Raw genomic sequence first — 12,063 nt, forward strand, 5'->3', positions numbered from 1 at the left:
CCGCCTGATCGCTTCAATCAAACAAGCTCGGCGTGTGGTTCACCAGCGCGCCTTCGATCTCCAGCATCTTCAGCTTCGTCACCACGCCGCCATTGGCCGAGAAGCCGCCGGGCTTGTTGCCGGCCGCCAGCACGCGGTGGCAGGGCACGACGATCGGGCACGGGTTGCGGCCGAGCGCCTGGCCGACGTCGCGCGACAGCTCGACACCGCCGAGTTGCTTGGCAATATCGCCATAGGTGACGGTCTTGCCCGGCGGAATGGTGCGGGCGATCTCGTAGACGCCGCGGTTGAAGTCGGGCACGCCATCGAGATCGAGCGGGATGTCGGTGAGGTCATCCGGCTCGCCCGCGAGCAGTTTTGTAATGCGGTCGATCGCCTGTTGCACGTCGGCGGTCGGCTCGGCTTCGCTGGCGTCGGCATGGCGCTGGCTGATGCGGGTGCGGATCTTCTGCTCACCGCCCATCGGCAGTTGCGTGCCGTTGATGCCGCGCGGACCCCAGGCAATGGCGCACAGGCCGATCTTGCTATCGAACAGGGCAAAATGCTGATCGGTCATGGTTTGGTCCCTGGCTCGCGTTCCCTCGCGTGCCCCCAATGTGAACTGAGCCCAAATCTAGGCTTGGAAATAGTTGCGATCCACCCGGTTTCCGGGAATCTTGCACAGGAGTTCCGCCTTCCCTTTTCGCGAGCCCACAATGCAAAACCTCCACGTCAACGGATACGACATGCCCTATCTCGACGTGGGCGAAGACCGAGGCCGGCCGCCGCTGGTCTGCGTGCATGGTTCGCTCAACGACTTCCGTGTCTGGGGCTGCGTGCTCGGGCCGCTGTCGCAGCGGCACCGGCTGATCTGCGTCAGCCTGCGGCATTTCTTCCCGGCGCGATGGGATGGCGTCGGCGACACCTATTCGATCGCCCAGCATGTCGACGACGTCATCGCCTTCATCGACAAGCTCGACCTCGGCCCGGTCGATTTGATGGGCCATTCCCGCGGCGGGCACATCTGCTTCCGTGTAGCGCAGCGGCGGCCGGAGCTGCTTCGGCGGCTGGTGCTGGCCGAGCCCGGTGGCGAGCTCGATGCGAGCCTCGACCCCGATTATGCCGGCGGCCCCTCGCCGCTGCTGGCACGGTTCACGGCCTCGGCCGAGAAGATCGCGGCCGGCGACATCGACGGCGGCCTTGCGGTTTTCGTCGACACGCTTGAAGGCGCCGGCACCTGGCCGCGGCTGCCGGCGCTGGTGAAGCAGAACCTGCGTGACAACGCCTTCACCCTGATCGGCCAGGTCCGCGACAACCGACCGCCGTTCTCGAAGGCGGACGCGGAGTCCATCAGGATGCCGACGCTGTTCATCCTGGGCGCGCGGACCAAGGGCCTGCTGCCGAAAGTGCTGCATGCGCTGGCGGCGCATGTGCCGTATTCCAGGACGGCCGTCATCCCGAACGCAACGCACCCGATGTTCGAGCAGGCACCGCAGAAATACTCCGAAGTGGTGCTGGATTTTCTGGCGAGCTGATCATGCAGACATTTCGCGTCAATGGTTACGACATGGCCTATCTCGAAATGGGCCGAGGCCCGCCGCTGGTCTGCGTGCACGGCACGCTCGGCGATTTCCGCACCTGGTATTCAGTGCTCGGTCCGCTGTCGAAATCGCATCGCGTGATCTCGGTCAGCCTGCGGCACTTCTTTCCCGAGCACTGGGATGCCGTCGGCGACGACTACAAGATGGCCCAGCACGTCGCCGACGTGATCGCCTTCATCGAGCAGGTCGAACCCGCGCCGGTCGATCTGATGGGCCATTCGCGCGGCGGCCACATCGCGTTTCGCGTGGCGCAGTCGCGGCCGGATCTGTTGCGAAAGCTGGTGCTGGCCGAGCCCGGCGGCGATCTCGATGCGAGCCTGCCGGTGCCCGCGGGCACGCCCGCGCACCCGCCGCTGGCGGCGCGCACGGCGCGCTCGGTCGAGATGATCCGCGCCGGCGACATCGAGAGCGCGCTGCAGAATTTCTACGAAGGCATCGAAGGCGACGGCTCGTGGCGGCGCGTGCCGGCGGCGGCGAAGCAGCAATTGCGCGACAACGCCATCACCTTCCTCGGCCAGGTCAACGAGCAGCGCAGGCCCTACACGCGCGCGGACGCGCAGGCGATCAGGACCCCGACGCTCCTGATCGGCGGCGGCGCGACGACGGGGAGCCTATCGGTGATGTGGCGCGTGCTGGCCGAGCACATCGCAGGGGCGAAGACGGCCGTGATCCCCGAAGCCGGCCACTGGATGTTCGAGCAGGCGCCGCTGGAGTTCGGCGAGGCGGTGGACGCGTTTTTGGGGGAGTAAACGCCTCACGCTTTTTTTCCTCGAAAACAACCCCATGCACAGTAGCCGACCCCAGCAATATCAACGACTTGGCGGGGCGCAAAAACAAGGTTGGAGACCCCGTCGGTCGCGCTTGACGCCCTTATCCTCTCGCCGTACCTTCGAATACGGAATTCCGTGTTCCCTCTCACGGTCTCGGAGCTGCCGGCGTGATCCCTCTCGACCCGCTTCCGAATCTGATCGACCAGGTCTATGCGCGGATCCTGGAGGCGATCTCCGACCGCACGCTGCAGCCCGGTCAGCGCATCCGGCAGAACGAGCTTGCCGACAGGCTCGGCGTATCGCGCCAACCGGTATCGCATGCGCTGCACCTGTTGCACCGGCAGGGGCTGGTCGCCGAGAGCGGCCGGCGCGGCTTTGAAGTCACCCAGCTCGATCCCGCGCGCATCCGCCAGCTCTACGAGGTACGCGGCGCGATCGATGCGCTGGCGGCGCGGCTTGCCGGCGAACGCGCCGCAAGCGATGCGGCAGGACGCGCGCGGCTGGAGGCGGCGCTCGCCGCCGGGCGCGGGATCGATGGCAAGACCACGCTCGCCGAGCTGATCGCGCTCGACGTCGAGTTTCATCGCGCGATCTATCGGCTCGCCGGCAATCCCGCGATCGAGGAGACGATTACGCCGCAATGGCCGCATATGCGCCGCTCGATGGCGACGGTGCTGTCGGAGCTCGATTATCGCGGCAGCGCCTGGGCCGAGCATGCCGACATTGCCGGACACATTTTCGCAGGCGATGCGAAGGCGGCCGAACGTGCGGCGCTTGCGCATGCGCAGACGGCGGGACGGCTGACCGAGGAGAGATTGAGGGCGACGGAAGAGGCGGCGTAACCGCACACGCTGTCGTTCCGGGGCGATGCGCAGCATCGAGCCCGGAATCCATCGGACGGCCTGCGCTGCGGAGAAATGGATTCCGGGCTCACGCTTCGCGTGCCCCCGGAATGACAACAAAACAAACCAAAGGAGGACGCCTTATGAAACTGTCCCAGGAGCAATTGGAGTTCTTCCACCGCGAGGGCTGGCTGTTCCTGCCCGAATTGTTCAGCCAGGAGGAGGTCGATCTCCTCGCGCGCGAGGCGGTTGCCATCTATGACGCGAACCGGCCGGAAGTCTGGCGCGAGAAGAGCGGCGCGCCACGCACCGCCTTTGCCGCGCATCTCTACAATGAGGCGTTCGGCATTCTGGGTGCGCATCCGCGCATGATCGACCCCGTCGAGCAGCTGTTCGGCGAGCAGGTCTACATGCACCAGTTCAAGATCAACGCAAAATCCGCCTTCACCGGCGACGTCTGGCAATGGCACCAGGATTACGGCACCTGGAAGCGCGACGACGGCATGCCCGAGCCGCGCGCGATGAACATCGCGATCTTCCTGGACGAGGTGATGCCGATCAATGGCCCGCTGATGCTGGTACCGCAGAGCCAGAACGCCGGCGACCTCAAGGCCTCGCACGACCTCGCGACGACCTCCTATCCGCTGTGGACGCTGGACGAGGAGACCGTGACGAGGCTGGTCAAGCAGGGCGGCATCGTGGCGCCGACCGGCAAGCCCGGCGGCATGCTGATGTTCCACGGCAATCTCGTGCATGGCTCGGCCGGCAACATCACGCCCTACCCGCGCAAGATCGTGTACCTGACGCTGAACGCAGTTTCGAACTACATCCGAACCCCGACGCGGCCGGAGTACATCGCGCATCGCGATTTTGCGCCGATCAAGACGGTGGATGATGACGCGCTGGTGCGGCTCGCCCGTGCGCCGCGGCAGGCGGCGGAGTAGGACAGGTCTCTCGTGCCCCGGACGCGGCGCAGCGCTTCTTCAGCGATGCGCTGCAGAGCCGGGGCCCATGCCATACGGAATCCCTTACACTGGGTCCCGGCTCTGCGAAGCAGCGTTTCACGCTGCATCGCGTCCGGGACACGAGCATAATCGGACATCCCCATGAACCTCTTCCGCCTCCTCCAGGCCCGCGCTGCCGCCGGCAAGCCCGTCCGTGTGGCGCTGATCGGCGCCGGCAAATTCGGCTCGATGTTCCTGGCGCAGGTGCCGCATACGCCGGGGCTGGAGGTGCCCATTATCGTCGACATCGACCGCGACCGCGCGCGCGAGGCCTGCCGCACCGTCGGGTGGGACGAGGACCGCATCGCCGCCACCGTCTTCACCGATGACGGCGCGCGCGCCATTGCCGGCGGCGCGATGGACGTGGTGGTGGAGGCGACCGGCAATCCGGCCGTCGGCATCAAGCACGGCCGCGCGGCGATCGCGGCCGGCAAGCATATCGTGATGGTCAATGTCGAGGCCGACGTGCTGGCGGGTCCTCTGCTCGCCGAGGAGGCCCGCAAGGCCGGCGTGGTCTATTCGCTCGCCTATGGCGACCAGCCGGCGCTGACCGCGGAGATGGTGGATTGGGCCCGCGCCACCGGTTTTCACGTGGTTGCCGCCGGCAAAGGGACAAAGTATCTGCCGGCCTATCACGACGTGACGCCTGACAGCGTCTGGCTGCATTACGGGTTGACCGCGGGCGAGGCGCAATCGGCCGGGATGAATCCGCAGATGTTCAACTCTTTCCTCGACGGCACCAAGTCGGCGATCGAGATGGCCGCGATCGCCAATGCCTGCGGACTGGACGTGCCTGCAGAGGGCCTGCTGTTTCCACCCTGCGGCGTCGACGACCTGCCGCATATCATGCGGCCGCGCAGCAGGGGCGGCGTGCTGGAGCGGTCGGGCGTCGTGGAGGTGGTCTCCTCGCTCGAGCGCGACGGACGGCCGGTGTTTCGCGATCTGCGCTGGGGCGTCTATGTCGTGCTGGAGGCGCCGAACGACTACGCCGCCGACTGCTTCAGGCAATACGGCCTCAAGACCGACGGCAGCGGACGGTACGCGGCGATGTACAAGCCCTATCATCTGATCGGCCTCGAGCTGAACATCTCGGTGCTGTCGGCCGCGCTGCGCGGCGAACCGACCGGGCAGCCCCACGGCTTCCGTGGCGACGTCGCCTCAGTGGCAAAACGCAATCTGCGCGCCGGCGAGATGCTGGACGGCGAAGGCGGCTACACGGTGTGGGGCAAGCTGGTGCCGGCGGCCACAAGCCTCAGGGCCAGCGCGCTTCCGATCGGCCTCGCGCATCGGCTGAAGCTGAAGCACGACGTCGCCCATGGCGAGATCGTGCGCTGGAGCGACGTCGAATTCGACGCAGGCAACGAGACGATAAGGACGCGCAAGGCCATGGAAGCGGCATTCGTCAGCGCAGATCAGGCCGCGCACTCATAGATCGAGATTCATTGGTGCGGCCTGAGCGATGTCCGCTGGCCGACGCTTTGCGGACTCAAGCTGAACATTGCCTCAGGTCAGCTATGGGCCAACAGCAGAAGTCCGTCGAGAAACGGCGTTAGCTCAGGTCTGGGCGCTCGCTTGCTTCTAAATACAGTTTGAGGTTCGTGCGAGTCCAAATGTAAACGACTATAAATCCGCAGACAAAGCCATAAATCATGGCAGATATCGCAATAGCTTTCGCGCCTTTCGCCTGCCCGATGGCGGTGGCCACCTCTTCGCCTACAGAATTAATAAAGGCGATGACCTTGTCCAAATTAACAAGACCGAGACCAAGGATAATCTTTGTAAGCCAGTCTGATATCTCTTCCAGATTTGTGTTGACCTTGTACAGACCAGTCGGCGCGCTAGGTGTATTGGCGGGGTTGGATATAGCCTTCGGTACCCCGAATAAAAAGCCACCTGACGTGCCGGCGAAGAAAGCCGCGGCCGACGCGAACCAAAGCAAACAGAACGTGCGCAAGCCCGATCTCAGGTCGGGCTCGGCCACGATCCCATATGCAAATTCGACGCCCCAGCCGCCAAACACGGAAAGCAGAAATCCCCAACCAGCAAATCTTTCGTCCGAGAATTTCTTGAAAAAGTTTTTCGGCCCTCGCCAAAGAGCCCCAATCCCTGACTCATCAGCCATCTGTTTTCGCCTTATTCGATTACAGCAGCCAGTCGCATCCCAAGGTAGCATTTATTTCTCAGGTCGTCTTTGGCATTTTGGCAAAATGAAAGAGATCTCGTCAGCCTCACGCGTCCGCTTCGGGTCAAAGGCAGCCGTCGCCTAGCTTGGAGGCGCAGGTCGGCTCACCTCCCCGAAGCGGCCGTCGCGGCCTCCTGAGCGGAGGTCAGTAACGGGCCACTGGAAGACTAATGCACGACAACATGATGGCTTGAGAGGAAATCTGGCCTATAGTCGCTAGAGCCGCCGAGTTTGGTGACGTCGCGGCGGCCCCGGAAGGCTTTTCACGTCAGGGATATTGGCCCAGACGAGTGGTGGAAGACATTGGGGATTACCGCAAAACAGATGGTGGCTCGCCGCCCGCTCGCAGGCGGCGCAGACGTTCTTTTAACAGTCGCAGTGGCACTGGCCTATTTTCTCACCGCGCGGCTGAGCCTTGCATTACTGGACCCGGCCGATGGGGTTGCCCTATTCTGGCCAGCGGGGGGAGTGGCTTCGGGGATTTTGGTCGCGCTTGGTCCAGCGGCACAGCTGCCTGTCGTGCTCGGAGTGGGTGCTGCAACGATCGCGGCTAACCTGCTAGGCGATCGCAACATCTGGAGTTCGTTATTCTTTGCTGTCACGAACTCCGGTGAAGTCGTCATCATAGCGGGCCTGATTCACCGCTTCTGTGGATCTCCATTCGAGTTGAATGAACTGCGCAGCGTACTTGCGCTATTTGCCGCGACCGGTATTGCAGCGAGCCTTTCCGGCCTTGGTGGTATGGCAGTATTTGCGCTGTTTCATGGATCGGCTGCGTCCCCGGCGGTGATCTGGCTTCACTGGTTTTCATCTGCCGCAACTGGGATGATTACCGTGACGCCGCTCGCAATCGGGCTGGCGTCGTTAGCGCGCGCTCCCCCGCCGCGGGGGGAAGTTGCGGAGGGCGTTCTTGCGCTCGGCGTGGTGTCTCTCGTATGCGCGTTGCTGGTTTTCTTGCCCAATGAGCCATGGACCGCGGTGCTGGCGGTCAGCGCACTCTGCCCACTTCTGCTCTGGATCGCCGCTCGCCTTCGTTCAGCGTTCACCGCGATTGCCACGTTCCTCTGCTCGACTACGGTCGTCTGGACGACAATTTTCACCATCGGCATTTTCGGGGACCCACGTCTGTCGATCGAAGATCGTGTGCTGACGTCTCAAGCGACCATCCTGGCGATCACATTGGGTTCGCTTGTTCTTGCTGCCCTGTTTAGCGAGCGGAGGCTTCACCATCACGCCATTCTGGAGAGGGAGTCCCGATTGCAGGACGCTTTAGAATCGGCAGAATTGGCCGATCGCGCCAAATCGAGCTTTCTTGCTGCGGCAAGCCATGACATGCGCCAGCCATTGCAGACCCTGAAACTTCTGCAGGTAGCGCTTGAGTCGCTCCATTCAAGCGGCGAAGCGCGCAATCTTGTCGCTGACATTGGGAAATCGCTGGATACCATGACCAGCATCCTCTCCAGCCTGCTCGACGTAAACAAGCTGGAATCCGGAAAACTGCGTCCATCCTTGAGTGAGTTTTCTCTAGTCGAAATCTTCGAGCCGCTCGCTAGAGACTTCGCCGCGTCTGTGCAGGAAAGAGGACTCCGACTGCGCGTTGCACGTTCCGGGCTCATCGTCCGCAGCGACAGTCGAATGCTTGCGGAGATGATCCGCAACCTCTTATCGAATGCAGTCCGATACACTGACCGGGGGCGAATCTTGCTTGGATGCCGACGAACCGGCGACAAGGTTCGCATCGAGGTCTGGGACAGCGGCATCGGTATCACAGAAGATCAACTTCCGCACATATTCGATGAGTACTACCAGGGGAGTGATGGCGCGGAACGAGGCGGTTTTGGGCTGGGCCTTGCGATCGTAAGGCGGCTTGGAGAAATATTGGATCACAGGGTCGAGGTGCGTTCTATCCCAGGGAAGGGCACAGGGTTTTTCATCGAGGTTCCGCTCGGTCGATCCGGCGTCAATGTGCCGGAAGCGGCGTCGCTGGCGCACCCTTGTCATGGTGCCTTCCTGGGCAGCGTTCTCGCGATAGAGGACGAGGCGTCCCTGCGATCAGCGCTGCAGAGATCGTTGAAGGCAAGAGGGATTGACGCCACCGTTATTGCAACGGCGAGAGAAGCCTTGAACCTTGTCAAAGAGCAGGGTCTGCGCCCGGATGTACTGCTGTGTGACTACAACCTACGTGGCTCATCGGATGGCATCGAGACCATTAAGAGCCTGCGTGTCGCCCTTGGCTTGAACGTACCGGCCGTCGTGATGACGGGCGACATCAGGTCGCAAACGATGAACTTGATTTCCGCGCAAGGTCTCACTGCCCTGATCAAGCCCTTCTCGGCCGACGAACTTCTGGACGCTCTGAGAGGCCAGGAGAAGCTGGTAATCACTGCGAGGACATCATCCCATTCAGTTGCTGGCCTACAGCAGCGCCATCGATATTAAGAATTTGGATATCCGCGATGTCCGCTCTGGGTCAAAATGCGAAGAACTCAGGCTGAGCAGATCTTGTCCGCCATGCCTGAATAAGCGGACCCGTGGAGCGATGCTGCCCCTTTGCCGAAGGGCCGCTTGCATACCCGCGACAAAGAAGCTTCGCGGAGCGCCCCGTTGCCCGATGCAGTGCTTGCCATCATTTCTTATAACACATTTTCTCTGCGGTTCGGTCCGCCTCTGCAACCGCTTGCAGTGGACTTGGACGTCCTGATAAGTCGCTTTCATGGCAGCAACCGCTCTTGCTTCGCCTGCCTGAACCACTTCCTGAACATGTCCTCGGTGTCCATCATCTCAGTGAAGCCGGCACGGTTGATCTTCACGGTCGAGACGATCGAGGGCGGACCGGATTCGGTCTGGCCGTAGCGCAGGCTGTAGTCGGCGTATTGGAACGAGAGGCCGACAAATTCGGCCAGCGCAGGCGATGCAAGGTCGTGCTTGCGCCGCAGCGCATCCCAGGGGCCGCCCCAGGATGGAAACGCCCTGGCGAGCGACAGCGGGACCGGTTTGCCCGGCTTCATCTCCAGTGCATCGGCGACCGCAGGCCAGATGTTCTCCCAGGTGAAGACGTCGCCATTGGTCACGTTGAAGGCCTCGTTGCGCGCGGCCTCGGCCCCGCCCGACCAGGCGATGGCGCGGGCGAGGAGATCGACATCGACGGCCTGCCCCACCCGCGCGGCGCCGCCGGGGTAGTCGAGCGGCCTGCCCTGCTCGCGCAGCATCGCGGCATAGACGCCGAGCGGCGGGATCAGGTCCATGGCGCCGCCCATGGCGAGACCCACGATCAGCACCGGCCGCAGGATGCTCCAATGCCAAGCCTTGCCGGCCTGGAGGTCGCGCAAGAAGTTTTCCTGCGCCCAGTAGAAGTTGTGCTGCTCGTACATTTCAGAGCGGCCTTCGCGGGCCGGCACGGTCAAGGGGCGCACGTGGACGCCGTAGGCCTTGGTGCCCTGCAGCAGAGCGACGTGCCTGAGGCCGGGCGCCACAGGCTCGAGGGCACCCATCAGATTGCGCAGCATCAGGTCGTTGGTCTTGATCTGCTGCGGGTCGCGCCAGCCGTCGACGAGCTGCGGCGCCTCGTAGAGCGCAGCGTAGATCAGGTGCGTGGCGCCGCTCAGTTCCGAAGCGGCGCGCCCGCAATCAGCTGCGCTGGTCAGGTCGATCGGGACATGGCGAGCGCCGTAGAGATCGCGCGGCTTCCGCCGGGACAGGGCAATGACATCGCACCCGCCCGCTAGGCCGAAGTGTCGCAAGGCGGCATTGCCGACGAGACCGCTCGCTCCGGCCACTACGACCTTCTTGCCTGTCATGCGCAAGCCTCCTGGTTTTTGGCGCGACTGAATAGCAGATCGCTCACAGGCCCGACTTGCGTCAGGCCGGCGTTCGCACTTGCGAGGCGCCCATGAGGCTTGATTCCGGCGAAGCGTCCGGTCATCCTCGCGCACGGAACCGCAACGATCGGAATTCCATCTACGAGGGCCCTCAAGGGCCGTTCGGAAACGCCACACCGTCTCAACAGAAAACGTCGAGCGTCGACGAAGACAAGACGACTTAAGATCGTTCCCTGGTCGAAGCATCGACTTAACGGAGGGTAGCGCATGGAACGTCGTAAATTCCTGACGGCAGGCGGATTGGGCCTGGCCGCGAGTGCCGTCGCTGCGCCGGCGATCGCACAGTCGATGCCCGAGATCAAATGGCGATATGCCGCAAGCTGGCCGAAGGCGCTCGATACGCTCTACGGCGGCTGCGAGTATTTCGCCAAGCGCGTCGCCGAGATCACCGACAATCGTTTCCAGATCCAGCCATTCGCAGCCGGCGAGATCGTGCCGGGCCTGCAGGTGCTCGACGCGGTCGCCAACGGCACGGTCGAGATGGGCAACACCGCGCTGTATTATTATTGGGGCAAGAACCCCGCCTTCACGTTCGGAACGGCGCTGCCGTTCGGCTTGAACACGCGCCAGCACATTTCCTGGCTGGAGTGGGGCGGCGGCCAGGACCTGATCAACAATCTCCTGAAGGAGTACAACACGATCGGCATTCCGACCGGGTCGACCGGCGCCCAGATGGGCGGCTGGTTCCGGAAGGAGATCAAGTCGATCGACGATCTCAAGGGACTGAAATTCCGGGTCGGCGGCTTTGCCGGAACGATCATCGCCAAGGTCGGCGGCGTGCCGCAGCAGATCGCGGCTGGCGATATCTATCCCGCGCTGGAGAAAGGCACGCTCGATGCCGCCGAATGGGTCGGGCCCTATGACGACGAGAAGCTCGGCTTCGTGAAGGTCGCGAAGTACTATTACTATCCCGGCTGGTGGGAAGGCACCGGCCAGGGTCACAACGTCATCAATCTCGACAAGTGGAATACGCTGCCGAAGCACTACCAGGCGGCGGTCGATGCCGCGTCGCGTGATACCTTCACCTGGGTGACCGGCAAATACGACTACGTCAATCCGCCGGCACTCAAGCGTCTGCTGGTGGCCGGTGCGATCCTCAAGCCGTTCCCGCAGGAAGTGCTGGAGAGCTGCTATGGCGCGGCCAACGAGATCTACGCCGATCTCGCCAAGACCAATCCGCATTTCGGCAAGATGTATGCGAGCCTGACGGCTTTCCGCAGCGAATCGCTGGCCTGGATGCAGGTCGCCGAGCTGAGTTTCGATAGTTTCATGATGCGGATGCGGACACGGACGTGAGGCGCTGAGCAACGCGTGAGGTCAGAAACGACGAAAAGCCCCGGAGATGTCTCCGGGGCTTTTTGTTGCAGCGATGTTTGCGATGAGGGCACGAAGCAAGTTGGGCTCTCGTGCCCCGGACGCTACGCAGCGTCTCTTCGACGATGCGTTGCAGAGCCGGGGCCCATGCCGATGATGATCCCGTGGCCTCTGGGTCCCGGCTCTGCGCAGCAACGCTTACGCGTTGCAGCGCGTCCGGGACACGAGAGTGACGCACTCAATTCTCATCGTCACCCAGCGCCGCGACCAGCTTGTCGTAATACTTGCCGACGAGCTCGATGTTGGCCTTGTTCTCGATCTGCGGCGCCGGCGTCTTCAGCGCTTCGTTGAGTTCGTCGAGCGCTTCCTTCTTGTCCTTGGCCGGCATCTTCTTGTCGGCCTGGACCTGCGCGATCTGCGCCTTGATCACGGCTTCGGTGCCGACATATTTCTTGGTCGCGGGATCGAAGCCGCCGAGCACGAGGCTGATGTT

Annotated in this window: 11 protein-coding genes (1 of these 11 cut by a window edge); 7 read left to right on the forward strand and 4 right to left on the reverse strand. The window is 63.0% G+C overall.

Annotated features, from left to right (window positions below; genetic code table 11):
- Window positions 1–13 precede the first annotated feature (13 nt).
- The gene (locus tag AC0L2F_RS02130) at window positions 14–556 is read right to left on the reverse strand and encodes a methylated-DNA--[protein]-cysteine S-methyltransferase (protein WP_063994072.1); all 543 of its coding nucleotides are present in this window, start codon (window positions 554–556) and stop codon (window positions 14–16) included.
- 139 nt (window positions 557–695) lie between these two features.
- Between AC0L2F_RS02130 and AC0L2F_RS02135 the strand changes: the two genes are divergently transcribed.
- The 5 genes from AC0L2F_RS02135 (at window position 696) to AC0L2F_RS02155 (ending at window position 5,627) form a co-directional block, all read left to right on the forward strand.
- Window positions 696–1,514 (forward strand): alpha/beta fold hydrolase, encoded by an 819-nt coding sequence (locus AC0L2F_RS02135; RefSeq protein ID WP_473247326.1) that lies wholly within the window; start codon window positions 696–698, stop codon window positions 1,512–1,514.
- Between the two features lie 2 nt (window positions 1,515–1,516).
- Entirely contained in the window at window positions 1,517–2,329 is an 813-nt protein-coding gene (locus AC0L2F_RS02140) for an alpha/beta fold hydrolase (protein ID WP_473247327.1), read from the forward strand.
- A gap of 188 nt (window positions 2,330–2,517) precedes the next feature.
- Window positions 2,518–3,192 (forward strand): GntR family transcriptional regulator, encoded by a 675-nt coding sequence (locus AC0L2F_RS02145; protein WP_473247328.1) that lies wholly within the window; start codon window positions 2,518–2,520, stop codon window positions 3,190–3,192.
- Window positions 3,193–3,335: 143 nt separating this feature from the next.
- Complete coding sequence (locus AC0L2F_RS02150) at window positions 3,336–4,136, forward strand: phytanoyl-CoA dioxygenase family protein (protein WP_473247329.1); 801 nt, start codon at window positions 3,336–3,338, stop codon at window positions 4,134–4,136.
- A 162-nt stretch (window positions 4,137–4,298) separates the two neighbouring features.
- Window positions 4,299–5,627 (forward strand): NAD(P)H-dependent oxidoreductase, encoded by a 1,329-nt coding sequence (locus tag AC0L2F_RS02155; RefSeq protein ID WP_473247330.1) that lies wholly within the window; start codon window positions 4,299–4,301, stop codon window positions 5,625–5,627.
- A gap of 118 nt (window positions 5,628–5,745) precedes the next feature.
- On the opposite strand, the gene AC0L2F_RS02160 is transcribed toward AC0L2F_RS02155, so the two are convergent.
- Window positions 5,746–6,318 (reverse strand): hypothetical protein, encoded by a 573-nt coding sequence (locus AC0L2F_RS02160; RefSeq protein ID WP_473247331.1) that lies wholly within the window; start codon window positions 6,316–6,318, stop codon window positions 5,746–5,748.
- A gap of 363 nt (window positions 6,319–6,681) precedes the next feature.
- On the opposite strand from AC0L2F_RS02160, the gene AC0L2F_RS02165 reads away from it, so the two are divergent.
- Window positions 6,682–8,817 (forward strand): ATP-binding protein, encoded by a 2,136-nt coding sequence (locus AC0L2F_RS02165; RefSeq protein WP_473247334.1) that lies wholly within the window; start codon window positions 6,682–6,684, stop codon window positions 8,815–8,817.
- A 272-nt stretch (window positions 8,818–9,089) separates the two neighbouring features.
- On the opposite strand, the gene AC0L2F_RS02170 is transcribed toward AC0L2F_RS02165, so the two are convergent.
- Window positions 9,090–10,175, reverse strand: coding sequence for an NAD-dependent epimerase/dehydratase family protein (locus tag AC0L2F_RS02170; protein WP_473247335.1), 1,086 nt, complete (start codon window positions 10,173–10,175; stop codon window positions 9,090–9,092).
- A gap of 288 nt (window positions 10,176–10,463) precedes the next feature.
- On the opposite strand from AC0L2F_RS02170, the gene AC0L2F_RS02175 reads away from it, so the two are divergent.
- Window positions 10,464–11,552, forward strand: coding sequence for a TRAP transporter substrate-binding protein (locus AC0L2F_RS02175; RefSeq protein WP_063994084.1), 1,089 nt, complete (start codon window positions 10,464–10,466; stop codon window positions 11,550–11,552).
- A 256-nt stretch (window positions 11,553–11,808) separates the two neighbouring features.
- Here AC0L2F_RS02175 and AC0L2F_RS02180 read toward each other — a convergent pair whose 3' ends face one another.
- Window positions 11,809–12,063, reverse strand: the 3' portion of a protein-coding gene (locus AC0L2F_RS02180) for a hypothetical protein (protein WP_473247336.1). It continues 348 nt past the right edge of the window; only the last 255 of its 603 coding nucleotides appear in the window; its start codon lies off the right edge, out of view; it ends in the stop codon at window positions 11,809–11,811.

Source organism: Bradyrhizobium sp. Ken64 (assembly GCF_055807555.1).

Excerpts from the sequence above, each read along its gene's own strand:
- AC0L2F_RS02130 (WP_063994072.1), bottom strand. The coding sequence starts at position 556 with ATGACCGATCAGCATTTTGCCCTGTTCGATAGCAAGATCGGCCTGTGC.
- AC0L2F_RS02135 (WP_473247326.1), top strand. The coding sequence starts at position 696 with ATGCAAAACCTCCACGTCAACGGATACGACATGCCCTATCTCGACGTG.
- AC0L2F_RS02140 (WP_473247327.1), top strand. The coding sequence starts at position 1,517 with ATGCAGACATTTCGCGTCAATGGTTACGACATGGCCTATCTCGAAATG.
- AC0L2F_RS02150 (WP_473247329.1), top strand. The coding sequence starts at position 3,336 with ATGAAACTGTCCCAGGAGCAATTGGAGTTCTTCCACCGCGAGGGCTGG.
- AC0L2F_RS02155 (WP_473247330.1), top strand. The coding sequence starts at position 4,299 with ATGAACCTCTTCCGCCTCCTCCAGGCCCGCGCTGCCGCCGGCAAGCCC.
- AC0L2F_RS02160 (WP_473247331.1), bottom strand. The coding sequence starts at position 6,318 with ATGGCTGATGAGTCAGGGATTGGGGCTCTTTGGCGAGGGCCGAAAAAC.
- AC0L2F_RS02170 (WP_473247335.1), bottom strand. The coding sequence starts at position 10,175 with ATGACAGGCAAGAAGGTCGTAGTGGCCGGAGCGAGCGGTCTCGTCGGC.
- AC0L2F_RS02175 (WP_063994084.1), top strand. The coding sequence starts at position 10,464 with ATGGAACGTCGTAAATTCCTGACGGCAGGCGGATTGGGCCTGGCCGCG.